General features: G+C 45.9%; 19 protein-coding genes and 1 pseudogene. 18 read left to right on the top strand and 2 right to left on the bottom strand.

The window, feature by feature from the left end; genetic code table 11:
• Positions 1-182: 182 nt before the first annotated feature.
• Complete coding sequence (locus tag M1D71_RS25290) at positions 183-968, bottom strand: undecaprenyl-diphosphate phosphatase (protein WP_260871203.1); 786 nt, start codon at positions 966-968, stop codon at positions 183-185.
• A gap of 238 nt (positions 969-1,206) precedes the next feature.
• On the opposite strand from M1D71_RS25290, the gene M1D71_RS25285 reads away from it, so the two are divergent.
• The 5 genes from M1D71_RS25285 (at position 1,207) to M1D71_RS25265 (ending at position 4,705) form a co-directional block, all read left to right on the top strand.
• Positions 1,207-1,839, top strand: coding sequence for a TetR/AcrR family transcriptional regulator (locus M1D71_RS25285; protein WP_458124154.1), 633 nt, complete (start codon positions 1,207-1,209; stop codon positions 1,837-1,839).
• A gap of 118 nt (positions 1,840-1,957) precedes the next feature.
• A complete protein-coding gene (locus M1D71_RS25280) occupies positions 1,958-2,809 on the top strand; it encodes a substrate-binding periplasmic protein (protein WP_458124153.1) in 852 nt (283 codons plus the stop codon).
• A gap of 32 nt (positions 2,810-2,841) precedes the next feature.
• On the top strand, positions 2,842-3,486 hold the full coding sequence (locus tag M1D71_RS25275; RefSeq protein WP_017692207.1) for an amino acid ABC transporter permease: 645 nt from the start codon (positions 2,842-2,844) through the stop codon (positions 3,484-3,486).
• A 16-nt stretch (positions 3,487-3,502) separates the two neighbouring features.
• Complete coding sequence (locus M1D71_RS25270; protein ID WP_458124152.1) at positions 3,503-4,249, top strand: amino acid ABC transporter ATP-binding protein; 747 nt, start codon at positions 3,503-3,505, stop codon at positions 4,247-4,249.
• A 33-nt stretch (positions 4,250-4,282) separates the two neighbouring features.
• Positions 4,283-4,705 carry an OsmC family protein gene (locus M1D71_RS25265; RefSeq protein WP_145325844.1) on the top strand — a complete coding sequence of 141 codons (423 nt, stop codon included), beginning with the start codon at positions 4,283-4,285 and terminating at the stop codon, positions 4,703-4,705.
• Positions 4,706-4,799: 94 nt separating this feature from the next.
• Here the strand turns inward: M1D71_RS25265 and M1D71_RS25260 are convergent, their stop codons facing one another.
• Entirely contained in the window at positions 4,800-5,411 is a 612-nt protein-coding gene (locus tag M1D71_RS25260; protein ID WP_458124151.1) for a TetR/AcrR family transcriptional regulator, read from the bottom strand.
• 142 nt (positions 5,412-5,553) lie between these two features.
• Between M1D71_RS25260 and M1D71_RS25255 the strand changes: the two genes are divergently transcribed.
• From M1D71_RS25255 to cyoA, 13 genes and pseudogenes are all read left to right on the top strand, one after another.
• On the top strand, positions 5,554-6,732 hold the full coding sequence (locus M1D71_RS25255) for an MFS transporter (RefSeq protein ID WP_458124150.1): 1,179 nt from the start codon (positions 5,554-5,556) through the stop codon (positions 6,730-6,732).
• A 216-nt stretch (positions 6,733-6,948) separates the two neighbouring features.
• Positions 6,949-8,739, top strand: coding sequence for a histidine kinase (locus M1D71_RS25250; protein ID WP_458124149.1), 1,791 nt, complete (start codon positions 6,949-6,951; stop codon positions 8,737-8,739).
• On the top strand, positions 8,732-10,330 hold the full coding sequence (locus tag M1D71_RS25245) for a response regulator (RefSeq protein WP_458124148.1): 1,599 nt from the start codon (positions 8,732-8,734) through the stop codon (positions 10,328-10,330). Before M1D71_RS25250 ends, M1D71_RS25245 begins: the two co-directional genes overlap by 8 nt.
• A 174-nt stretch (positions 10,331-10,504) precedes the next feature.
• On the top strand, positions 10,505-13,414 hold the full coding sequence (locus M1D71_RS25240) for a glycoside hydrolase family 2 protein (RefSeq protein WP_458124147.1): 2,910 nt from the start codon (positions 10,505-10,507) through the stop codon (positions 13,412-13,414).
• Between the two features lie 277 nt (positions 13,415-13,691).
• A complete protein-coding gene (locus M1D71_RS25235; RefSeq protein ID WP_458124146.1) occupies positions 13,692-14,675 on the top strand; it encodes an ABC transporter permease in 984 nt (327 codons plus the stop codon).
• A gap of 14 nt (positions 14,676-14,689) precedes the next feature.
• A complete protein-coding gene (locus tag M1D71_RS25230) occupies positions 14,690-15,592 on the top strand; it encodes a carbohydrate ABC transporter permease (RefSeq protein ID WP_289390399.1) in 903 nt (300 codons plus the stop codon).
• Positions 15,593-15,753: 161 nt separating this feature from the next.
• Positions 15,754-16,972: pseudogene (locus M1D71_RS25225) on the top strand (hypothetical protein).
• A gap of 386 nt (positions 16,973-17,358) precedes the next feature.
• Positions 17,359-19,056 carry an ABC transporter substrate-binding protein gene (locus tag M1D71_RS25220; RefSeq protein ID WP_458124145.1) on the top strand — a complete coding sequence of 566 codons (1,698 nt, stop codon included), beginning with the start codon at positions 17,359-17,361 and terminating at the stop codon, positions 19,054-19,056.
• A gap of 286 nt (positions 19,057-19,342) precedes the next feature.
• Positions 19,343-21,040, top strand: coding sequence for an ABC transporter substrate-binding protein (locus M1D71_RS25215; protein WP_458124144.1), 1,698 nt, complete (start codon positions 19,343-19,345; stop codon positions 21,038-21,040).
• Positions 21,041-21,228: 188 nt separating this feature from the next.
• Positions 21,229-23,610: a glycoside hydrolase family 95 protein gene (locus M1D71_RS25210; protein WP_458124143.1), complete on the top strand. Its 2,382-nt coding sequence runs from the start codon at positions 21,229-21,231 to the stop codon at positions 23,608-23,610.
• Positions 23,611-23,627: 17 nt separating this feature from the next.
• Positions 23,628-24,989 (top strand): GH1 family beta-glucosidase, encoded by a 1,362-nt coding sequence (locus M1D71_RS25205; protein ID WP_458124142.1) that lies wholly within the window; start codon positions 23,628-23,630, stop codon positions 24,987-24,989.
• A gap of 330 nt (positions 24,990-25,319) precedes the next feature.
• Positions 25,320-25,583, top strand: coding sequence for a hypothetical protein (locus tag M1D71_RS25200; protein ID WP_036606904.1), 264 nt, complete (start codon positions 25,320-25,322; stop codon positions 25,581-25,583).
• A 318-nt stretch (positions 25,584-25,901) separates the two neighbouring features.
• Positions 25,902-26,876 (top strand): ubiquinol oxidase subunit II, encoded by a 975-nt coding sequence (cyoA, locus tag M1D71_RS25195; protein WP_458124141.1) that lies wholly within the window; start codon positions 25,902-25,904, stop codon positions 26,874-26,876.
• Positions 26,877-26,890 lie beyond the last annotated feature (14 nt).

Genomic DNA, 26,890 nt, shown 5'->3' with positions numbered 1-26,890 from the left:
CATGTTACATAGTATACCTAAGTCGGGATCACCAATGATCTAAACGAGCGATAAAGAAAGAAGTGCAGGGGAGTCACGAAGTCACAAAAGCATAGTACAGAATATAAAATATGGCGGCCTCGTTCCGAAGGGAACACGGGGCCGCCATTGATTTTGCCTGTCTAATGAATAGGATTGTAAGACTACATCAAAATAATAAAGAACACAGCTGCCAGGACGAAGCGATATACAGCGAAGACGGTCAGACTCAATTTTTTCAAAATGGACAAGAACGTCTTAATCGCAAGCATGGCAACGATGAAAGCAGCGATGAATCCAATCGCGAAGATCGGGAAATCGCTACCGTTCAGGTGATCGATACTCTTGTACAGGTCATATCCCGTAGCACCAATCATAATTGGCACAGACACGAGGAATGTGAACTCGGCAGCAGCTACACGGCTTACCCCTGCAAAGAGGCCGCCTGAGATCGTTGAACCGGAACGGGAGAAGCCTGGCCATAACGCCAAGATCTGAAATATCCCCACGACGAATGCCTGTTTGTAGGAGATATCATCGACATCATGGGTAGTAATCCGTGCACTCTTGCGACTCCAGCGTTCGGCTACAATCATCAATATACCACCAATAACGAGGCTGTACAGCACTGTCTCTGGACCAAATAAATGTGCTTTGATCCAGTCACGGAATACAAGTCCGATGACTACGGCAGGAACCATCGCCAGGAAGATATGTCCCAGATTGAGGCGGCGGGAATAAGATCGTGTCCCTCCAGTGAAGCGGAACATATCAATGAATTTGTTCCAGTACAGTACAACAACAGCAAGTACAGCTCCGAGTTGAACAACCACCTCAAACGTTTTGACTGACTCGTTGTCCTCCGATAAACCCAGCAAGTGGGCAGTCAGAATCATGTGTCCAGTAGAAGACACGGGCAAAAACTCAGTCAAACCTTCGATGATGCCCATAATAATGGATGATATAATGTCCAATTCTCTTCCTCCTTGAAATGCAGATGACAGCACAGGCTGTCCTGCTCGACAATGCTTGTTCATCTGAACAAGACTATCACCTATTATGATCACAAATGCACTCAACTTCAACTTATGCCTGTAACCATTTGTTTAAAACTATATTGACAAAAACCTAGTTATCCCATAGGATATAACTTAACTGACTGACTGATCAATCGGGAGGGTTACATGAATGACCAAAATTAACGGTTTGGAACCCGGAGAAGAACGCCGGGACCAGATAATACGCATAGCGATGGAACGGTTTGCGACCCAAGGCTACCATCAGACGAAAATTTCCGATATCGTCCGTGAAGCTGGTGTTGCGCAAGGAACGTTCTACTGGCACTTCAAGAGTAAAGAAGCCATTGCTTCGGAGATTGTATTAACGGGCAAGGAGAAGTTACTTGAGGCCATTGGGCAAGGCTACCGCAAGGATGCCGGATCGGTAGAGGATATGGTGAAAGCATCGGAAAGGTTGTTCACCGACATGTTCTCATTTGCTGCGCAGAATCGTTATTTTATGGAACTGTTGCTCAAAGGTATCGTATCCGAAGAATCCGTACAACGTCTGGTCGAGGAGACACGTAATGCCGTCGAGACTGCGTTCCGTTACAATATGGAACGTGCCATCGAACTCGGCATGTTGCCTGAGGACATGGATGTGCCACTTCGAGCAGCGCTGCTGGTGAGCATGATTGAAGGGATGATATCCCGCTGGTTATTCGGCTCTGATGAGTTGCACAGCAAGTTCTCAACCATGACAGCTTCATCCCTGGCAGCCGAGGCAGCAAGCTTTGAGTTTTATGGACTCCTGGGTAGATAAGATTCACATGATTAAGCAAAGAGCAGGGAATAATGGGTACAACTGCGGTTTAATGGACAACGAAGTAACCCAATGTACACCATGAGATGAAATACACGAATGAGAGGAAGTTAACGTAATGAACAAAACATATGGATCGAAAACTCGTAAAGGCTGGTCTTTGACAGCGATTCTGCTGATGACGATGCTCGTACTTAGCGCTTGTGGAAGTAAGGCAACAGACAATGGAGGCACGAACGGTGCACAGGCAAGTAATGAACTGGAGCAGATCAAGTCTGCTGGCGTCATTAAAGTGGGCATGATGGGCACATACGCACCGTACAACTTCCTGAATGATAAGAAAGAAATGGATGGCTACGATGCCGATATCGCACGTGAGGTTGCCAAACGTCTGGGTGTAGAGGTTGAATTTGTATCCCAGGAGTTCTCCGGTCTGACACCTAGTCTGCAAGCTAAAAAGCTGGATGCCATCATCAGCCAGATGACCATTACCGATGATCGTAAGAAAGTACTGGATTTCAGTGATCCGTATATTACGAATCAAGTTAAAATTATTGTAAAAGAAGACAATAACGATATTACCAAGTTGGAAGACTTCAAAGGTAAAACGATTGGCGTAGGTCTGGGTACGAATGATGAGTCATATTTGCGTAATGAGGTGTTGCCAAAAGTGGGAGACTTCACAATTAAAACCTATGACGATGTGATCTCTTCACTCAAAGACCTGAATGCTGGGCGAATTGACGCAACAATTAACAACATGTACGCGCTGAAACCGATTGTGGATGCCAACGGATTAAATATCAAAGCTGTAGGTGAACCGATTAAGAGTGATCAGGCAGGTATTGCTGTTCGCAAAGACAATCCGGAACTTGTTGCTGCACTGAATGATGCCCTCCAAGGCATGAAGGATGATGGCACGTACAATACCATTTTCAAAAAATGGTTTGGTGAAGAGCCTGCGCAATAATGAACCTGCAAGGCGAAGGGAAGATTTGACCCATGGAACTGGTATTTGAGAATATCCCCTTCTTTCTGAAGGGGGCTTACTATACGCTGTATGTAACTGTGATCTCCATGTTTTTTGCGTTCATCATCGGGGTGCTCGTTGCGATTGCTCGTCTGAAGGGACCGATGTGGCTTAGGTTGATCGCAAGATTCTATGTATCCATCATGCGGGGAACGCCGCTGCTGGTGCAATTATTCGTCATCTATTACGGATTGGTTGATTATGGAGTGACCTTGGGATCGCTCACGGCTGCATGTCTGGGACTCAGTCTGAATGCAGGTGCGTTTCTGTCGGAGACGTTCCGTGGAGCCATTCAGGCTGTACCAAAAGGACAGACGGAAGCTGCATATGCAACGGGAATGACCCCCGCTCAAGCGATGAGACGGATTATCTTCCCGCAGGCTGTGCGCATTGCCATCCCGCCAATGGGTAACACGTTTATTGGCATGTTGAAGGAAACATCACTTGTGGCGGCGATTGGTGTTACCGAGTTATTACGGTCAGCACAACTGCTGGTATCACAATATGCATTGAACATGCCGTTTTATCTGGCCATCGGTGTGATCTACTGGATCATGAGTATCGGCTTCTCGGCCATTCTGGAACAAGTGGAGCGCCGGCTGGCTCGGGCCTACTGATGGGAGGAGAGAAGCGATGATTACAACGACTGGACTTACCAAACGTTTTCAGAAAAATGAAGTACTTACGAACATCGATCTGCATGTCGATGCCAAAGATATTGTTGTATTACTTGGCCCAAGTGGTTCCGGCAAGAGTACCTTGCTGCGCTGCCTGAATGGACTGGAAGAGCTGTCCGGTGGACAGATTGAAGTGAACGGTGTTGTGGTAAACAGTACTGATTCGCTGCGTGTCCAGCGTGCCCGGGTATTGGAGATTCGTCGCCAGACCGGAATGGTATTCCAGCAGTTCAATCTGTATCCGCACAAGACGGTGCTGGGCAATGTGATGGAAGGTCTCGTTACGGTGAAAAAAATTAAACGTGACGAAGCAGCCGAACGCGGCCGGATTCTGCTGGATCGGGTGGGCTTGTCGGACAAGCAGGACGCGTATCCATCCCGATTGTCCGGTGGACAACAGCAGCGGGTCGCCATTGCACGAGCACTTGCGATGGAACCGGAAGTGATGCTGTTTGATGAGCCAACTTCAGCCCTTGACCCTGAATTGGTCGGAGAGGTACTTTCCGTTATGAAGGAGCTGGCAGAGGAAGGCATGACGATGCTGGTCGTGACACATGAATTGAAGTTTGCCCGTAATGTGGCGAACAAAATCGTCTTTATGGCGGATGGAGCGATTGTGGAAGAGGCAAGTCCACAGGCTTTCTTTGAGAATCCGAAGCAGGAGCGCACTCGTCGTTTCTTGCAGCAGATAACTGAATTTTAACGAAACCTACGAAGAAGAAAGAAGGATAACATCATGAATGTAACAACCGTATGGAAAGGCAAACGCGCGTTTACTTCCGAAGGACCCTCTGGCTACGCCGTTGGCATGGATGCCACTGCTGCTTATGGTGGTGACAGCAAGGGAGCTACCCCGATGGAGTTGTTACTGGCGGGTCTCGGCGGCTGTATGGGAATCGATATTACGATGATTCTGGACGCATTTTTGGACAAAATTGAATCGATTGAGATTGAAGCGCAAGGCACACGCAGCGAAGAGATGCCTAAAGGCTTCACATCCATTGATCTGATCTTCAAAGTAGATGGTGATATCCCGGATTATCGAATCTGGAAAGCCATCCAGATGGCTGAGGAAAAATATTGTGCAGTCTCCGCTTCGCTGAGCGCCGATATTCATCCGAAACTGATCCTGAATGGTGTAGACACACCTCGTCCTTAAGAGCATATGGATAGATCTTAAACTGAGAAGGCACTTCCAATCGTGGGAGTGCCTTTTTTGGCTTTTCTAACCCATCAACAGTTCGTAGGTAAAGTCAGGCTGAATGTTGAACAATGTTCCAGATGCCCATGAATTCCGTGATAGCCTGATCGATCGTTGCAAAAGGAACACCGTCCCGAGCTTGTGTAGATATGCCTTGCATAAAGGTATCAAATATGGTGGTCAGCATGGCTACATTCGTGGCAGCAGGAATTTCACCGATATCCACAGCTCGCTGGATACAATCCTGCAGGCGGTTGCGAGTCAGCTTTCTTTTCTCGGCGGCAATGTCACGGATATGATTGTTTTTGGAAGAACATGTGCTGGCTGAGAGCACAATTAAACAGCCAGATGGATGCGAGCTGTCTGTTTGCATTTTTGCGGTACTTCTTAATGTTGTTTCAATGGCTTCTCTTGGTGACAGGGTGAGATCCGAGAAACTTTCTGTCACGCGTCCAAACGTGCCCATATATCGTTCTATCACTTCCTTATACAGCGCTTCTTTGGATTCAAAGGCTGCATAGAAGCTGGCTGCTGAAATATCCCCCATGGCTGCTCGAAGCTGAAGTAATGAAGTGGCCTCGAATCCTTGCTCCCAAAAGAGCATCATCGCCTGTAATAAGGCTTCATCCCGATCGAAAATGCGCGGACGTCCCGTTCTTGCCATAAGAGATTCCCCCTTTTTTTCTTAATTATATACTAATCGATCCAAAAGTCATTGACAAGGTGAGACAGTCTGAATAATATAAGGAATGATCGATCCATAATTTGATTACTTGTTCAATACTACCTTAAAAGGAGCTGCACAGATGTCGGATATATCTTCTCATCGTTTTCCGTGGTTGGGGTTGCTGGCCCTGGCTATGGCGGGTTTCATAGCCATTATGACCGAAACACTTCCTGCGGGGTTACTGCCGCAAATTAAAGAAGGGCTGCAGGTCTCAGAGGCAGGGGCGGGGCAGCTTGTCACCTTTTATGCTGTTGGGTCTTTGGTTGCTGCCATACCTGTGGCGGTGCTGACTAAGGGGTGGCGGCGGCGCCCGCTTTTACTTCTGTCCATTATCGGTTTTCTTGTCTTCAACACCATTACTGCCCTTTCGTTAAACTATGTGCTGACACTATTCGCCCGCTTTATGGCCGGTGTTGCAGCAGGTGTCTCTTGGGGCCTGATTGGCGGTTATGCATTACGCATGGTACCTGATCATCTAAAGGGAAGGGGAATGGCTGTGGCTATGATTGGAACGCCGATTGCCTTATCATTCGGTGTTCCGGCAGGTACGTTGCTGGGTTCATTTATGGGCTGGCGCTCAGTGTTCTGGCTAATGTCGTTGCTGGCCTTTATACTGATTTTCTGGGTGCTCTGGAAAGTACCCGACTATCCGGGACAGTCAGCTGATAAACGCATCTCTGTCAGGCAAGTATTGTTCACCCCCGGTGTCATTCCCATTTTGACTGTCGTTTTGGCCTGGATGTTGGCTCATAATATTTTATACACGTATATTGCTCCTTTTCTCGCCGATGTCGGATTGGAATCCAAGGTTGGACTCATTTTACTTGTATTTGGTCTGATGGCATTGGTGGGCATCTGGGTTACAGGTATATTCATTGATCGGTGGTTGCGTATGCTGGTTCTCATGAGTCTTGCAGGCTTTGCTTTGATTTCCCTTGTATTAGGTCTTTGGAGTGAGCACGTTGTTGTGGTCTTCGGTTCGGTTGCGCTGTGGGGTCTGACATTTGGCGGTGCGGCTACCCTGTTACAGACTGCCCTTGCTCAAGCTACTGGCGAACAGGGTGTGGATCTCGTAATGCCGATTAATACAACCGTCTGGAATCTGGCTATTGCCCTTGGGGGAATGGTGGGAGGTGTTCTTCTGAATCAAGGGGGGGCATCGTCCTTTACATGGGCCATCTTGGCATTATCACTGGTGGCTCTGATTGTTGCATGGCGTGCCAAAGGATATGGATTCCGCCCATCTAGGAGTCACTAAACTTCTGTCAGCAAAAATAATTCGGTAAGCCCGGTCGCCACGTTAAAGGCGGCCTCTTCTGCTAGAGGTAGGCTGGCTTGAAGCCTGGCAATATACACCCATTTCAATGACCATCCGAAATCTGGCGGTTATGTGGTATGATAAATTAAAAGGACAGGACATCCTGATCCTGCTCTTTATATGTAAGCGCTTATACAGGAGACGGAAGGTGCAGACATGTTTAAAAGGCTGATACGAACCACCAATAATCTCAAATTAAAGCATAAATTGCTCATTTCCTATGTACTGGTTGTCATGATCCCGGTCTTGATCGTCGGTCTTGCTGTGACCAGTTATTTTCGCCAGCAAGCCCTGGATAATGCGATTGGGCAGACCATCATTAATGTGGACAGGATCAAGAGCCAGACGGCGACCATGCTGCGTGTGCCAACCGATATATCCAACCTTTTAATGTTTAACGCGGACCTCAAGGAGATCGTGAACAAACGGTACGAGAGCGTTGTGGAGCTAACCTCGGCTTATCTTGCATACAAAGATTTTCAGGAGTATAAGCGTTTGTACCGTGAGATAGCCGGTATTCGCTTTTACTCTACCAACCCGACCTTGATCAACAACCTCGAATTCATCCCGGTGGACAAGAAGACGGAAGAGAGCTACTGGTACCAACAGGCATTGAAAACGACCAGCATTGGGTGGTTCTACATTCCGGATAAGGAAGACAATCCTGTACACAAGCTCAGTTTGGTGCGCAAAGTGCCTTTTGCCGAATATCGGACCGAGGGTGTACTGATGATTGTAATCAATCAGGATGAGCTGAATGGATTGTTGCGTCAAGAACAGTTCGAGACGATGATTACGGATGAGCAGGGCTATGTGGTTGCAGCCAAGAATACCGAGCTCGTGGGTAAAACACTGGATGAGCTTGATTTTGGTGTCGATCTGCAGAATCAGGCGAAAGGCACCATAGAGGGTGATTTCCGGGGGGAACCATCTAATATTGTTATTGATGAGCTGGGCCCTGGATCGAGTATGAACAGCCTGAAGGTGATTTCGGTTTTTGCCACCAAAAATATAGTCAAAGACGCCAACACCGTCAGCTTGATCGGCATGATTTTTATTATACTGGTGCTGGTCATCGCCCTATTATTCGTATATATTATCTCGTTCCTCACTTCGAATCGATTGCTGCGGCTGAGTAAACATCTCAACAAGCTTGCATTAGGAGACCTGAACGTGACTTCCCGAATTGATGGCAACGATGAGATTGGACAACTGTCACGACAGTTCAACTACATGGTGAAAAGTATCAATGAACTCATGACTCAGGTGGTAGAGGCAACGGAACAGAACAATCAATTGGAAATCGCCCAGAAAGAAATTAAACTGAAAATGATGGCGAGTCAGATCAATCCACATTTCTTGTTTAATGCACTGGAGTCCATTCGTATGAAAGCCCATATCAAAGGAGAAGCAGAGATTGCCAACATCGTCAGGCTGCTGGGCAAGCTAATGCGCAAAAGTCTGGAGATTGGCAGCGGAAAAACGACCTTCCGGGCTGAACTTGAAATGGTACGTTCCTATTTGGAAATTCAGAAATTTCGGTACGGCGACCGACTTGCTTTCCAGATCGACATTGATCCCGAGGTGGAGAAGATGTACATTCCCCCGCTCATTATTCAACCTTTGGTTGAGAATGCGATTGTCCATGGCCTGGAGAACAAAGAGGGTACGGTCCGAGTTCATATCAGTATTCGTTTAGTACAGAACATTGTGCAGATACGTGTAGAAGATGATGGAGCGGGCATAACGCCGGAACGACTGGCTGAGGTGATGCAGTTCATCTGTGGACCGGAGGAACAGGAGAAGAGCCGGATCGGTATGCGCAATGTACATCAACGTTTAACACTGACATATGGGGAGCCATATGGATTGCAGATTACGAGTGTATATGGGGAAGGAACAGAGGTTTCTTTCACTTTGCCAGCAGGAGGGGACCAACATGTATAAAGTATTTTTGGTGGATGATGAACCGAGCATACGTGAGGGACTGACAACCATTATCGAGTGGGAGAAATATGGATTTCAAGTCATCGGTACAGCGGCTAGCGGGCGTGAGGCCATCACTCGTTTTGAGGAACTGGAGCCTGACCTGACCATTATAGATATTCGGATGCCTGGTATGACCGGGCTGGATGTTATTGAAAAAGTGCGCGTGAACCATCCAGGTTCGCACTTTTTGATATTGAGCGGTTATGCAGATTTTGATTATGCCAAGAAAGCCATCAGTTTTGGTGTGGATGGTTATCTGCTCAAACCTGTGGATGAAGAAGAGATTATTGGTGAGCTGGAGCGTATTGCTGCGATACTGACCCGTGAACGGGAGACGATGGCGCGTCATGCGGGTGAAGATACCGTCTATAGGGAACATCAGATCGAGGCTTTACTCTTTGACAGTCTGGAGGGTGCAGGCAGTATGGAAGAAGACAGCCTGGGTCTGCACTGGCCTCACTATCAGATCGTGCTGCTTGAGATGCATGCGGCGCCAGATTTGCAGCGGGGAAGTGTCATGAAACGCAAACTGATTGAAGCGTTTGATCAGAAGGATCGAGGCATCATATTTTCATTCCATTCCGGTCTGGGTCTGTTAAGCAAGGAAGTGATCACATCCGAGTCGTCTGCAAGGAATCTGTATGTTGAGCTGGAGGGACTGCTGGGAGAATGGGATATTCACATGTATGGGGCTGCAGGGGAACTTGTACAGTCCACTGCTAAGATTGCACGGTCTTACACACAGGCGAATCGTACACTTGGGGAACGCTTCTTGTTTGCGGAGCAACGTATCATTCTATGGAATGAAGGTAGCGAAGGTGGAGGCGTTATTGGCCCAGGAGTTGAAGCTGTGGAAGGAGCACATGAACCGGATGAGGAGGAACTTGCGGACAAGTTGTATTATGCGCTGGACATCCGCAGTAGTGAGTCGGTCATGCGGGTGCTGGGTGAGATGGAAGAGCGTCTGGTTCCCTATCATCGGACAGAGCAAGCCATCAAGACGGCGTTCTCACAGGTGTTTTCTCTCGCGATCAACAAGCTCGCAGCGACGAATCAACATATGCACTCCATCATGCAGGAACACTCGGTTCTGATTAACGAAGTCTATCATCAATTCACGCTGTCTGATCTCAAAGTGATGGCAGCCGAACATTTGAATCGACTTATTCAACGTATGGGTGGAGGCAGTAAGGATACCGTACTGAAACAGATGATTGAATTTATCCAGCGTAATCCTGGTGAAAACCTCAAGCTGGAGGTACTTGCTGAAGTATTCAACTATAACAGTAGTTATCTGGGCAAGTTGTTCAAGAATCACACAGGGGAGTACTTTAATGTATTTCTGGACAAGGTCCGTATGGAGAAGGCAAAGGAATTGCTGGATGAAGGACTCAAGGTCCATCAGGTTGCAGCCAGAGTGGGATATGCGAACGTGGACTATTTCCACGGTAAGTTCAAGAAATATGTAGGAGAATCCCCTTCCGCGTACAAACAAGCCAGAACCCAGTCCCTGTCCAAAGAATCTGCCCCTGATATGAACGAAGAATAAGTATGAAATGCCGGGCTTTGCCCATGCTTATTGAATAAAACGTTTTCGGGATCACTGGATATTTCCAGATTCATCATATTGTCCATGCACTTCCCATGATAAGCAATGGTCACGGAGTGTCTCATACCTTAGACTGGATTTACAAGAATCCAGACGAAGGGATGACTATAACATATGAATTTGTCTGATATAGGCACTGTACGTCATACATTGAACTTAAATGGAACATGGCAGTTTTGTTTGGATCTGGAGTCCGATGAACTTGTTCAACAAAAGATATTACCGCCTTCACAGCGTAAAGACACCTCATGGGGAACCCTTCAGATTCCCGGTTCATGGGAAGAGCAAGGATATGGAGATGAGCCTGAATACGGAAGGCTCGATACCTGGACCAAGGTGCGTAAGTATGAAGGCTCAGCTTGGTATGCTCAGGATGTTCTGGTTCCAACAGACGATCCTGATTGCCAGTATATATTCAGATTGAAAGGGGTCCGCTGGACAACGAATCTCTGGATCAATGGACAATACGCCGGGCAGCAGGATAGTCTGGTGAATCAGCAGAAGTGGGATGTTACCTCTCTGGTGAAGCAGGGAGAAGTGAATCGGATGGAGATTCGCGTGGATAATATGATGAAACTTCCGCTGGCTGGTAGCCATATTCATTCATTACACACGGCCACAGCCTGGGGGGGAATCACGGGTGGTGTCTATCTGGACCGTCTGCCCCCATGCCGCATACAGACGTTACGTATTCAACCAGATGCTGAAAATGGAACCATTCTGGTTCATTGTACTGTAAGCGCTCCCGCTAATGAGATGGATAGAGGTATGCAATTGCATGTGGATATCCAGCATCCGGATGGCACATGGCTTGATCGATACAGTTGTAATGTCAAACTAAGTGCTCCTCCGAATGCTGATATAAGCTCAGAAGGTACAACTGAAATCAACGCTGTAATAGATCAGTGGCGATTGGACCTTGGGAAAGAGAAGCCTGTTGTATTATGGACGGATGAATCCCCGGAACTTTACAAAGTAGTGATCCACCTCCATGACGGTGAACAGGAACTGGATCGGCTGGAGCAATCATTAGGTGTACGTTCCTTTGCAACAAACGGGCAGCAGCTTGTATTGAATGGCACACCAGTGTATCTGCGCGGGTACGTCGATTGCTGTATCTTCCCCCTTACAGGTTATCCCGTCTGGGACAAGGAGCATTATATTCAGCAGTTTCGAGTCGCCAGATCGTACGGATTCAACCATGTTCGTCTGCATGGGTGGAGTGCACCAGAGCCATTCTGGGAAGCTGCTGATGAAGAGGGCATGCTGGTACAGGCAGAACTTCCACATTGGTCTCGATTCTTTGAGCAACCGAATCAGTCTGCGCCGGCTGAAGTGTTGTCTTATCTGACACAAGAATTGGACGGGTTGCTCCAGTCGCTTCACAGACATCCCTCATTCGTCATGTTCTCCATGGGGAATGAGCTTATTGGTCCGAATGGCCATCCTGAACTTAATGCATGGGTATCGAGGGCAAAGGATATCGACCCCACCCGGTTATATACGGACAATACAGGTTTTGGACAGGTACCGGCGCAAGGGCGGGAAGGTGATTATTATATCCAGTCATTGAACTGGCATCCCCCGCTGGAATCCGCATACTCCGCTGTGCCGGATACCACGCTGGACTATCATGCAGTTACCCGACTTGCGGAGCATCCCGTCATTGGGCACGAACATGCACAATACACCATGTATGTGCGGCCTCAGGAACGAGCCAAGTATACGGGCGTTCTGCGTCCTACCTGGTTACAACCCGTTGAAGAATCATTGACACACAAAGGAATGATGGCGGATCTGGAGCATTTTCAACAGGCCAGCGGTACACATCTGGTGCGGTCCCTAAAAGAAGCTATGGAGCGGATTCGGCGAACGCCAGATGCTGCCGGCGTACAGTTACTGGATATCCGCGACTTTCCGGGCCAGGGACATGCTACGACGGGCATTTTGGACGTATTCTGGGACGACAAAGGCATTACAACACCTGAAGAATTCAAGCGATTCAACGCAGAAGTGGTTCTATTGTTAAGTTGCAAGGAGCGTACATTTTACGCTGGTGAATCTATCCAAGTGGATGTACGCATATCTCACTATGGTAAAGAGCCACTTAAGGATGCATCCATACAGTGGAAGTTGATTAGCGATGATGTGATACTTAACAAAGGGGAATGGAAAACCGGAGACATCCAATGTGGGTCTGTAATGTCACTGGGATGCCTCGTCGCTACCGCACCGCATGAAGGGGCAGCAGCTTTTCGAATCGAAGCGGAACTGCGATCAGGCGATTCGGAGAGGATCGCAGTCAATATGTGGCATGGCTGGTCCTTCCCATTTTATCGGACTCATTCGCAATCAAAACGAATCTGGAATACCGTGGCAGAGCTGCAGCCCTTCCTTGGGGAAGCACAACATGATGCTGTGGATCGTATTGATGGATTTCAGTTGTTGAAAGACCGGGAGATTGACTTGGTTATCGTTCAGTCGTTAACACCCAATGTCGTTGATTATGTGGTCAACGGGGGAAGTGTTTGGTTACAGCCAACCGCAGAAGGGTTATATGATTCGGTGGAGACCAAGTACCTGCCTGTATTTTGGAATTATCTCATGTTCGCTACACAGCCTGGTGCAACAATGGGCATGTATTTGAACGATCAGTTACCACTGTTGGGCTCCTTCCCGCATGATGGAGCTTCCGACTGGCATTGGTATCACCTGGTGAACGGTACCCCAGCAATATGTTTGGATACTTTGCACGGGGTGAAGCCGCTGATTGAAGTGATCGATCATTTCCATCGGGCCAAACGGCTCGCGTATGCTTTTGAGGCAAAAGTAGGGAAAGGCAGGATGTTGGTATCCTCAATTCCGTTCACCAACCTGGCGTTAATGAAGCGTCCGGAAGCCGCCTGCTTATTTCAGGAGATACTTGCGTATCTGCATGGAGATCAATTCTGTCCGGCAACCTCCATTTCTGTTGCGCAATTGCTCGGGATCGTTAAACTGCAAACGATTCAATTCACATTGTAATTATAGGGACCCGAAAGGGTCCTTTTTGTATGCCATCAGGTTGAAGTAAACGATTTCTATAAAACGTTTTCGAAATTCACCATATCAGATTCATTTTACCTTTATATTACTTTTTTTGCATTCGGAAGTAGAATTTATCACTGATTTCAACTAAATAATGTCTGATTATATAGGCCTATATCTAATTTTTATATGATTTTCTCTAAAATCCAGATGGTATTTTGAAAACGCTCTATCGAGTATGATTATTTTATAAAACAGAGGAGGGGGAACGGAGATGGAAACGCTAACAAAAAAATCCGCTTCCGCGAACAGAAGCAGTGACCCCAAACCGCCTTTAAAAAATCGGCGGAACGGAATTTGGGACAGAATGAAGCAGCAGAAATATCTCTATCTCATGTCATTGCCATTCGTAGCTTGGGTTTTCGTATTTAACTATCTGCCACTATGGGGATGGACGATGGCTTTCCAAAACTATAAACCTGCCAGGTCATTTGGTGATCAAGAGTGGGTTGGCTTTAAACACTTTGTAGAGCTGTTCAGTGATGAACGTTTCTATCTGGTACTTCGAAATACGCTTGCAATGAGCTTGATGGGGCTAGTTGTCGGTTTTATCGTGCCGATATTCTTCGCTATTCTCCTGAATGAAATGAGAGGCATGTTCTTCAAGCGTGCCGTGCAAACGGTGTCATATCTGCCTCACTTTGTATCCTGGGTCGTTGTAGCCGGGATCATTACCAAGATGCTCTCCACCGATGGAGGGATTATCAATGACATTTTGGTAGGCCTGAACATTATCGATCAGCCGATCCAGTTCATGGCCAAGGGGAACTTGTTCTGGTACATTGTAACCGCTTCAGATATGTGGAAGGAAACTGGTTGGAATGCGATCATCTATCTTGCAGCGATCACTGGTATCGACCAAGAGTTGTATGAAGCTTCCCGTGTAGATGGAGCTAACCGCTGGAGACAAATGTGGCACATCACGCTGCCAGGCATTCGGACTACGATTTCCGTACTACTAATCATGTCTATTGGGCATCTTGTTAGTATTGGAATGGAGAAACAGTTGTTGCTGGGGAACAGTCTTGTTACCGACTACGCGGAAGTCCTTGATTTATATGCGCTCAATTATGGTTTGAATTTGGGGCGATTCTCATATGGTACAGCCATAGGTATATTCAACTCCGTTGTCAGTATCATCCTTCTGTTTACTGCTAACGGCTTGTTCAAAAAAATCACCAAAGAAAGCATCATGTAGAGAGGGGAGTCACTATGGCGAACAAAGCATTTAATGCTACTCGGGGCGATAAAGTGTTCGATATATTCAATATCCTTGCGATGACCTTGGTGCTGATCGTAACGCTTTATCCATTCCTTAACGTACTTGCGATCTCTTTAAATAACTCAGCTGATACGGTACGCGGTGGAATATACCTATGGCCCCGTGAGTTCACGTTACAGAATTATAAAACGATTTTTCAATATGAAGGGTTACTGCAAGGTTTGCAAATTTCCATTCTGCGTACGATTGTAGGTACCGTGCTCGGATTGATCAGTTCCTCAATGATCGCATTTACACTGAGCAGACCTGATTTTGGTCTAAGAAAGTTCGTTTCTACAACGCTCGCACTCACGATGTATTTCTCCGGTGGTCTGATTCCGGTGTACCTCTTGATGCGTGACCTCAACCTGATCGGTACATTCTGGGTATATGTATTGCCAGGCATGATCAGTGCTTTTAACGTATTCATCATCCGTTCATTCATTGATGGTCTGCCGTATGCCTTGCAGGAATCGGCGAAATTGGACGGAGCGAACGACTTTACAATCTATTACAAAATAATCCTACCACTTTGTAAACCAGTGCTCGCAACCATCGCTTTGTTCCTGGCGGTAGGCCAATGGAATGCATGGCTTGATACTTATCTTTACAATGGCTCAAAAGCACATCTCACGACACTTCAGTACGAGCTGATGAAAGTACTGCAGAGTACACAGCAAGGTTCTGGTGCTGGACGGAATGCCAATGACATGGCACAGCAAATGACACAGATTTCACCGGAATCAATTAAGATGGCAATTACGATCGTCGTAACGGTTCCAATCCTGATTGTATATCCGTTCCTTCAGAAGTATTTTGTTGGCGGTATGACACTAGGCGCAGTAAAAGCATAAGCGAGCTTGTACAGGCAGCCACATAGCGGTCGTACATTTACAAATGAAGTATCAGGATACCCGAAGCGCAGCCATTTGGTCTGCGCTTCACCGTATAGGGCTGCGGTGTGGTATTCATGAGCTTATAGACAGGGATAAAAAAGTCCCGGACAAACAGACATATGAAACAGGGAGATTACCATTATAGCAAGTTCCAAATTGAAGATTGCACTGGCACCAGTGTTTGCATGTATTTACTCGCAGGTTGCGGTGGAGGGAACGGCGGTGATACGTCGTTCAAGGATACAAGCGTATAGAAAACTCCACTTACTTTTGATATCTTCAGTGTTGATCCCAGTCCGCACTGAAATGGCATGAAGGATGAGTTGGTAAAGTCCTTACAGTAAAAAAAAGGGATAACCCTTAACGGTGAATTTTGCCGTTAGTAGTGAGGATAAAATATCCTTAATGGCTGCGAGCGGAGACTATCCGGATATCGTCTCACCCAAAGGAAAGCTTAGCATACTGGTGGATGTCGGAGCAATGCTCGGTCTGAAGGATCTGATCGACAAATATGCTCCCAATCTGAAGAAGCTGTATGGTAATTACATGGACCGGTTGAAATACAGTAATGAGGATCAGGCTATTTATGTGCTGCCGACGTATTATGCGGTAGACCAGAAATACTTTGATGCAGGTGGTGGATTTGGGATTCAGCACCGTGTACTGAAAGAACTCGGATACCCGGAAGTGCGAACACTTCAGGATTACGAGAATGTCTTGAAGGCGTACACCCAACGATTGATGGTCAGCCAACAATCCCGTTAACACTGGACGCGGATGATTGGAGAATCATGATTACGGTAACGAATCCTGCTTTCCAGGCAACAGGTGCCCCGGATGACGGTGAATACTACATCGATCCAGAGACGTATGAAGCAAGTCTGCATTACCAACGTCCAGAGGAAAAAGAGTACTTCCGCTGGTTGAACCATATGTATAACACTGGATTGCTGGATCAGGACAGCTTCATCCAAAAAACAGACCAATACAAATCCAAAATTGCGAGTGAGCGTGTTCTTGATGTCATTGACCAGGGTTGAGGATATTCCGATGCAGAGAAAGAAACACTCAAAGCTTACTGTGCTACTACGTGGAAAGATGTGTTCCCGAGTGAAGACGAGTTCACAATCAGCATGCAATCTGCCAACACCAGGTGACTCTAACTACAATGTTATCTTCAAGAAAACACAGGATATCATCCGGAAACGTATCCCAGAGGCCATTCTGAGTACTCCTGAACAGCTCGATCATCTATGACGGCATGATTGATGAAGTGAACAATACACTGAGCTTGTCCAAAACGGTGTTCAATTGTGGAGCTGCGAAGAAGCTAAATAAGTTATTGATTGAACTGAATTAAACCGAGAAAGAACCCGGAGAACCGGGTTCTTTTTTGCCTAAAACGTTTTCTAAAAAACGTTTTATATTTTATATATTCACTATTGACAAGGGGTGTAGGAGCGATTATTATTCAATTATGAAAGCACTTACATTAGCTCGTACATCAGAGAAAAACAACATACATCTCCCTTATTTATTCTAGGGGAATTCCAGAGGGTGACGAGTGAATTAAGGTGTGTGGAGATCCATTCACTGCTTTGTAGAAAGCGCTTTAAATGTTAGAGGAACAAGAAAATTACATTATCTTCATCTGGACACGGTATGTGCAGGTCAGCCTGTTATACAAATATACAGCTTCATTATATCCATAAGGGGGATTACACATGAAGGGCAAAACACCAAAAACATTCGCAATGCTTCTGTTAGCCAGTGCACTTGCAATTACCGGGGGATGCAGTGGAGGGGGGACTACCGCTTCAGAAAAGCCAACCGATTCCGGGGATACAACCAGTCCAGTAACCTTTACATTCTTTGGTGCTGATGCAAGTCCTAACTGGAATAACATGAAGGATGCTGTCGGTCAAGAGATTACCAAGGCAACTGGAGTTACAATTGAGGCTGAGTATGATGTGAATAATGGTGGCGATCAGAAGATTCCTCTAATGGCTGCAAGTGGTGATTACCCTGATATTGTCTATCCTAAAGCAAACTTGTCGAAGCTGGTAGATGCAGGCGCAATGCTTGACCTGACGGACCTAATTAATGAGCATGCTCCGAACCTAAAGAAGATTTATGGTGACCAGATGAACCGTTTGAAATATAGCTTAGAAGACCAAGCGATCTATACGATTCCAACAAATATGGGCGTAGATAACGTTGCTTTTGATGCAACTGGCGGATTTGAAATTCAGCAAAAGGTGTTAAAAGAGCTTGGTTATCCTGAAGTGAAAACACTAGAGGATTATGAGAACGTACTGAGAACTTATTATGAAAAACATCCAACCATTGACGGTAAACCAACAATTCCACTGACATTAAATGCAGATGATTGGAAAATCATGATCACCGTAACGAACCCGGCCTTTCAGGCAACGGGTGGACCAGATGATGGTGAGTACTATATTAATCCTCAAACATATGAAGCAATACTACACTACAAACGTCCGGAGGAGAAGGAATACTTCCGCTGGTTGAACAAAATGTACAATGAAGGTCTGCTTGACAAAGATACATTTGTTCAAAAGGATGACCAATATAAGTCCAAAATCGCCAGTGGTCGTGTACTCGGTTTGATCGACCAGGAATGGAACTATGGTGAAGCTGAAAATGCGTTGAAATCAGTTAACAATGGTGAGCATACGTACGCTCACTTCTCTGTGTCCTTGAACGAGGATATTGTGGATCACACGTTTCAACCAACGGGTTTTGACGGTTATGGCATCGGCATTACTACATCCGCGAAAGACCCGGTACGTATCATTAAATTCATGGATTGGCTTGCTTCCGATGAAGGTCAGATTCTGAGAAACTGGGGCCTTGAAGGTCAGCATTATAAAGTTGAAAATGGAAAACGTATTGTTCCGGATGATATTCAGGAGCGCAAAGTGAATGACAACTCTGCCTTTACGAAAGAAACAGGAATCGGTATGTATAGTGTTTTTAGTGCAAGATATGGCGACGGCGTGAAAGATTCCACAGATAACTACTACACAACTAACTTTCCTGAGCAAATTCAAGCTGGTTATACCCCTGCCGAAAAAGAGACGTTGAAAGCATATGGCATCACCACTTGGAAGGAATTTTATCCATCTGAAGAGGATCTGCCAGTAAAAGATTGGGGCGCAGCATATAATATGCCAGTACCTTCGGATACAGAATATGAAGTGACGTCTAAGAAAACACAGGATATCGTACGTAAACGGATCCCGGAAGCTATCCTTGCCAAGCCTGAGAACTTTGACAGCGTGTATGATAGTCTTCTGACTGAACTCGATAAAGCAGGTGCAGTAGAGATGGAAAAACAGTATACCACATGGATTAAAGAGCGAGTATCCCTCTGGACTGGAACAGACGTGAAATAAATTTGAAAACAAGGCATAAAAGCTATTGATTTTCACAACAAAAAAAGCCCTTAAGAAAGGGCTTTTTTTGTTGTTGACGTAGGGTGACGGATAGCATATAATCTTCATGTAAGCACTTTCAGTAATTGTTATATAATCATTACGAAAACGTTTTATGCTTGTTAGCTAGTTTTACAAAAGGTCAGAATGGATTGAATCGAAAGCGCATTCAATGAAAGTGGTATCCTCAGGCCTTAAGGCTTGTTATACAGATAAAACCTTCATAAATTATAGGGGGAACTAGACAATGAGAGGCAAAATGAAAGGTAATACACCCAAGACGTTTGCGATGTTGATGCTAGCAAGTGCGATGTTGGTAACAGCTGGCTGTGGGAATTCGGGAACCAAAGAGACTACAGAGTCCAGCGGAAACGAACCAATTACAGTTACGTTCTTCGGGGCGGATGCTAGTCCGACTTGGAACAAGATGCAAGATGCAGTTGGTAAAAAGATCACGGAGCAAACAGGCGTTACAATTGAAGCTGAGTATGATGTAAACAATGGCGGCGACCAGAAGGTAGCACTTATGGCTGCAAGCGGTGATTATCCTGATATAATTTACCCTAAAGGTAACTTATCTAAACTTGTGGATGCAGGCGCGATGCTGGACCTCACCGATTTGATTGAGGAGCATGCTCCCAATTTGAAAAAAATCTATGGAGAACAAATGAACCGTTTGAAATACAGTCTGGAGGATCAAGCAATATATACCATTCCGACTAATATGGGTGTCGATAATGTCACGTTCGATGCTACAGGTGGTTTCGAAATTCAACAAAAGGTATTGAAAGAGCTCGGATACCCTGAGGTGAAGACACTTGAAGATTATGAGAATGTGCTGAAAGCCTATTATGAAAAACATCCAACGATTGATGGTCAGCCAACGATTCCACTGACTTTGAATGCGGATGATTGGAAAATCATGATTACGGTAACGAACCCGGCCTTCCAAGCAACGGGTGCACCAGATGATGGAGAATATTACATTAATCCTGAAACATACGAAGCGATGCTTCACTATAAACGTCCAGAGGAAAAAGAATATTTCCGGTGGTTGAACAAAATGTATAATGAAGGACTACTGGACAAAGATACATTCGTCCAGAAGGATGACCAATATAAATCCAAAATTGCTAGTGGCCGTGTTCTAGGCCTAATCGATCAAGAATGGAACTATCAAGAAGCCGAGAATGCACTTAAATCGGCAGGCAAGGATGACAGCACGTATGCTCACTTCTCCGTATCTTTAAACAAGGATATTGTGGACCATACGTTCCAACCAGCGGGATTTGATGGCTATGGTATCGGAATCACTACTTCAGCCAAAGATCCTGTACGTATAATTAAATTCATGGATTGGCTCGCTTCCGATGAAGGTCAGATTTTGAGAAATTGGGGTATTGAAGGTGAACACTACAACGTAGAAAATGGTCAACGGGTTATCCCAGATGAAGTTCAGGATCGTAAAACGAATGATAACTCGAATTTCAGTAAGGAAACGGGAATCGGCATGTATAACGTATTTAGTGCTAGATATGGTGATGGTGTAAAAGATTCTACGGATAACTACTTCACAACGAACTTTCCTGAACAGATTATAGCTGGTTACACAGCTGCCGAGAAAGAAACGCTGAAAGCCTATGGCATCACAACATGGAAAGAGTTATATCCATCTGAAGAAGATCTTCCAGTCAAAGACTGGGGTGCAGCATATAACATGCCAGTACCTTCAGATTCAGATTACGAGGTAACATTTAAGAAAACCGAAGATATAGTTCGTAAACGGATTCCAGAAGCTGTTCTTACTACCCCTGAGAATTTTGATAAAACATATGATGCTTTCCTAGCTGAATTGGACAAAGCTGGTGCGGTTGAAATGGAGAAACAATTTACTGTTTGGGTTAAGGAACGTGTCTCTCTGTGGACAGGAAAAGACGTAAAATAATATGAATTGTCTGCAATCCATGGTTGCACAAGGAGAGGCCCTGTAAAGGGCCTTTTTTTGTGGATGATATGATGATTTACATTGACGCAAATTTTGAAATCACATATAATTTTCTTATTGTAAGCACTTACCGAAAACGTTTTATGCTAACGAGAGTTTTACAGTTTATTTAGGAACAGGAGCTAATCATGTCCCAACATAATAATCAAACCAAAATCAATCGTTTATGGTATCGACAACCGGCAAAACGCTGGGAAGAAGCGCTCCCCATCGGGAACGGCCGTCTTGGAGGCATGGTGTACGGTGGCGTAGCAGATGAACGAATTCAGCTCAATGAAGATACGCTATGGTCAGGATTTCCACGGGATACGATTCAATACAGCAGCCAACGGTATTTGAAACAGACGCGTGAGTTGATCATGTCCGGACAGTATGGTGAAGCTGAGGATTTGTTAAACCGTGAAATGCTCGGTCGTGATGTAGAGGCCTACCAGCCGATGGGTCACTTTCTATTGCATCATGAAGGTCTGGATGATCTTTCGTATGATGCATTTGAGCGCGAGCTTGATCTGAAATCAGGTATTGCAACCACGGCTTATTCATGGGAAGGAACTCGATATGTGCGTGAAGTGTATTCCAGTGCTGTGGATGATGTGATGGTCTGCATATTGACTGCTGACCGGAAGGGCGCTGTGAACGTAAGTGTTTCTCTAGACAGTCCACACCCTTATCAGGTTCAGACTTCGGGAGATGCACTCACCATGTTTAGTCGGTGCCCCAGTCATGTGGAATCCAATTACTTCAGAGATCACCCGGAATCCGTTATCTATGAGGAAGATCGGGGAACGGCATATGCTGTCCGTGTAGCAGCTACGGCATCAGGCGAGCAGGTGAAGATCTCCAAACTGGAAGGCAAGCTACATATTCAGGGTGCTGATCAGGTTGTTTTCTATCTTGCAGCAGCTACGTCTTTTGAAAGTTATGATGTGTTGCCTGTGAAGGATCATCTTGTATTGGAAGAGGAATGCAAGGAGTTGATCTCCAAAGCGATCACACATGGCGTGGAAGCGCTTCGTGACCGACATGTTCAAGATCATAGCGCGTTGTTTGACAGAGTCTCTATTGATCTAGGTGTATCGGCTAACGCAAATTTACCTACAGATGAGAGATTACAAGCCTATCAAGTAGGTGAACAAGACTCCGGGCTTGAGGCACTTTATTTTCAATATGGAAGATATCTGTTAATGGCTAGTTCACGTCCTGGAAGTCAGCCTGCCAATCTGCAGGGAATCTGGAACCACCAGGTGGAGCCGCCGTGGCACAGTGACTACACAATCAACATCAACACCGAGATGAATTACTGGCCGGCAGAAGTCTGCAATCTCAGTGAATGTCATGAGCCGCTGTTTGATATGCTGACAGATCTCAGTGATACAGGGCGCAGAACAGCGCGGATTCTCTACGGAGCCCGTGGATGGACTGCGCATCATAACGTGGATATCTGGAGAACCACCACGCCTACTGGCGGAGACGCGAGCTGGGCATTCTGGCCGATGGGCGGCGTGTGGCTGACCTCTCATCTATGGGAGCATTACCAATTTACCGGGGATCAGCGTTTTCTTGAGGAACGTGCGTATCCCATTATGAAAGAGGCTGCCTTGTTCTGTCTCGACTGGCTAGTGGAAGGACCTGACGGTTATCTGGTCACGATTCCATCCACTTCACCAGAGAACAAGTTCCTAACAGAAGACGGAGAGGCGCGCAGTATATCCATGGCTTCAACGATGGATATGACGTTAATTCGTGAATTGTTCAGCCGCTGTATTGAGGCTGCGAAGCAATTGAATCTAGATGAGTCATTGGTGAGCGAGTGGGGGGAGGCTCTGGACAAACTCTATCCATTCCGTATTGGAAGCGAAGGACAATTGCTGGAGTGGTTTAAGGACTTTGCTGAATCTGAACCAGGACATCGTCACGTTTCCCATCTGTATGGACTGTATCCGGGGGAGCAGATTAATCGCGTGCATACACCGGAACTTGTGGAAGCAGCACGGGTGTCGCTTGAACGTCGTATCTCACAAGGTGGTGGGCATACAGGATGGAGCTGCGCATGGTTGATCAATCTGTATGCACGACTGCTGGATAAGAACCAGGCACATCAGTTTGTACGCACATTGCTGGCCCGATCCACGCATCCGAATCTGTTTGACGACCATCCACCGTTCCAGATCGATGGAAACTTTGGAGGTACGGCTGGAATGGCCGAGATGTTATTGCAGAGCCACTTGAACGAGTTACATTTACTGCCGGCATTGCCTGACCTATGGTCTCAAGGCCATGTTGAAGGGCTTCGTGCAAGAGGTGGTTACACGGTGGGCATAACGTGGGCGGACAACAAGCTCGCGTCAGCAATCATTCAGGCAGACCGAAATGACTCGCTGACCATTCGCAGTGCTTATCCGCTACGAGTGGAAGGGCACGAACAAGCCAAGTCAGAGCTTACGCCTCAGGGAGATTATGTAGTTATTTTAACCATGACCGCAGGACAGACGATCCGCGTGTCATCATGAGACGGAGGAGTAAAACCATGACTATTTTTAAATTTCCGCAAGATTTTCGCTGGGGGACAGCCACAGCTTCCTATCAAATAGAAGGAGCGGCTCAGGAGGGTGGACGTGGGGTATCCATCTGGGATACGTTTGCACGTACGCCCGGCAAAGTATATAACGGAGACAATGGTGATGTCGCGTGTGACAGTTACCACCGGTATGAGGAAGATATCGAATTGATGAAGAAACTCGGAATTAATACGTACCGATTCTCCATTGCTTGGCCGCGTATTATTCCTGACGGAGATGGTGAGATCAATCAAGAAGGTCTGGACTTCTACCACCGCTTCGTGGATGCATTGCTGGAGGCTGGCATCGAGCCGTTTCTCACACTGTATCACTGGGATCTTCCACAAACGCTGGAGGATAACGGGGGTTGGGGGAACCGCAGAACTGTAGATGCTTTTGTGAAATATGCCGAAGTCATTTTCAAAGAATTCTCAGGCAAAATCAACTTTTGGCTGACATTCAACGAACCATGGTGTATCGCGTTCCTGTCGAACCTTCTTGGTATCCATGCGCCAGGAAAAAAAGACCTGCAAACATCAATTAATGTTGCTCATGGACTGCTGGTTGCTCACGGTAAAGCCGTACAATCCTTCCGTCGCTTGGGGACAACCGGACAGATCGGTATTGCTCCGAACGTATGCTGGGCTGAGCCGTACAGCAAATCTCCTGAAGATCAGGCTGCGTGTGACCGATCAATTGCGCTCAATACCGATTGGTTCCTTGATCCGATCTACAAAGGTTCATATCCGCAGTTTATGGTGGATTGGTTTGCAGAAGCGGGTGCTACCGTGCCTATTCAAGAAGGTGACATGGAGATCATCTCACAACCGATCGACCTGCTGGGCATTAACTACTACACCATGGGGATCAATCGCTTCAATCCAGATGCAGGTGCTCTTCAATCGGAAGAAGTCGATATGGGCTTGACCAAGACGGATATCGGCTGGCCGGTGGAATCCCGTGGTTTGTATGAATTCATGCATTACTTGCAAAAGTATGGCAATGTGGATGTATACATCACGGAGAATGGTGCCTGCATCAATGATGATCTGGAGAATGGCAAAATTAATGATGATCGCCGGATTGCCTATTATGAACAGCATTTGGCTCAAATTCACCGCATCATTAACGATGGCATTAACCTTAAAGGATACATGGCGTGGTCACTGATGGATAATTTCGAATGGGCAGAAGGCTACCGTATGCGCTTCGGTCTCGTTCATATGGATTATCGTTCACTGGTGAGAACGCCGAAGGAGAGCTACTACTGGTATCAGAATGTCATCAAGAATAACTGGTTGGAGACACGGAACGAACATAATCCCCAATAGACACAATGGCAGGGTTTAAGGGAATTAAAAAATGAGAAAGACGGTAGCTTTGGAGTATTCCAATGCCCGTCTTTTTTTGGTTTTCCACAGATGAAAATGAGTAGTTCATAAAGGTTTCATAAGGTCAAGTGTGTTTTACTGTTATGAAGAGACTGTTTTTGGGTTATAAGAAGTAAGGGAGAAAGTAATAATTATTTGTCAACAGGTAAATTTAAAATAAAGTGTCCAAATTGCGAAGAAAATTCGAACATTTGTTGACTAAAAATCATACTGATGTGGTATATTGATATAAGGAAAGCACTTACAAAAAGGGAAAAGGAAGTGTTTACTATGGCATCGAAGACAGCAATGGTTAGCCAATTGGAGCGCAAAGACAAAAATATGCGGCGCGCCGTCTTGACGATGACAGTCCTGGCATGGGTCGCACTCATTACGGGAGTGATCATGTGTCTGATTAATCTGAATGAATTTAACGATCGTAATCTTGGCTTGATGGTCGGTATTGGATTCCTTGTAGGTAGTGTGTTTATTTACGTTATTGCCAAAGCGATTGGCCTTGTTCATACACGCCGGGAAGACGAAGGCGCCGATTGATTATAATCCTGCGTGTATTCGTTCATAATAAGACTGGATAAGTACCCGGAATCCAGTCAATAAAGCCCTTTGCGGATTCGTTGACACTGTTCAACGGAATTGCAAAGGGTTTTATTTTGTGACTTGATGTGTAAAGATGAAAATAAGTAAATATCAACCATGCAAGCGATTTGTGAGAAAAAATTCACACATTTAAGGTGTAAAATCGACAAATTTGTTAACAAGAACAAAAAAGTTGTTCATTTCTGATATCTTTAGTAGGAAGAGAGTAGTATACTGATTTTTCAGTATGAGCGAATTTAAGGAGAGGGGATCAAGATGAACAAGAAACCTAGGTCGCTAACCCGGATTATTATTCCGGTTGTCCTGACGTTGGTTACAATTGCATTGATTGTCTGGCCAATGCTGGCAGGCGGGCAGTACGTTGTTATGGATCCGAAGGGCCCTGTTGGGACCTCGCAGAGAGATCTGATTGTGATAACGACAGCGTTATGTGCTTTGATTATCGTGCCAGTGCTGATTTTATCCTTTGTCATCATGTGGCGCTACCGTGATAAACCGGATAGCAAAGCAGCTTATGAGCCGAACTGGGCTCATAGTACTAAAGCCGAAGCTATTTGGTGGACTGTACCTATTATTATTGTAGGGATAATAGCTATTATTACTGTGCGCTACACTTATGATCTGGAGCCTTCGAAGCCACTGGCTTCTGAGAAAGCACCGATTACCATTCAAGTGTCTTCACTGGATTGGAAATGGCTGTTTATGTATCCTGAGCAAGGGATTGCAACGGTCAACACGTTGAATATTCCGGCAGATCGGCCCGTGAAATTTGAACTCACTGCGGATTCACCAATGAACTCGTTCTGGATTCCACAACTTGGAGGACAAATTTATACGATGTCGGGTATGGCGATGACCTTGTACCTGCAGGCAGATCATGAAGGTAAGTACTGGGGTTCCGGTGCTAACTTCACAGGTGAACATTTTGGAGAAATGCGTTTTGATGTGAATGCTACATCGGACGAAGATTTTGACAAATGGGTAGCTGATGTGAAACAGAATTCTCAGGAATTGACCACAGAAGGTTACAATGCACTGGCTGAACCAGGAAAAAGCAATGTTGCTTATTATTCTGCCTTCCCAGAAGGATTGTTCCAAAATATCGTAACCAAGTATGTTGTAGATGGTCAAAGTGCTCATAGCAAACATGGAACTTCAAACGAAGTTTCTGGAGCCATTCAAAATGCAACTGATACGTCCAATCAAGACGAGGACAAGAGTGCTAACTAAAGATTCGAAAGGAG

This window comes from Paenibacillus sp. Z3-2, assembly GCF_054161325.1.
This window is presented reverse-complemented; position numbering and strand designations above follow the sequence as displayed.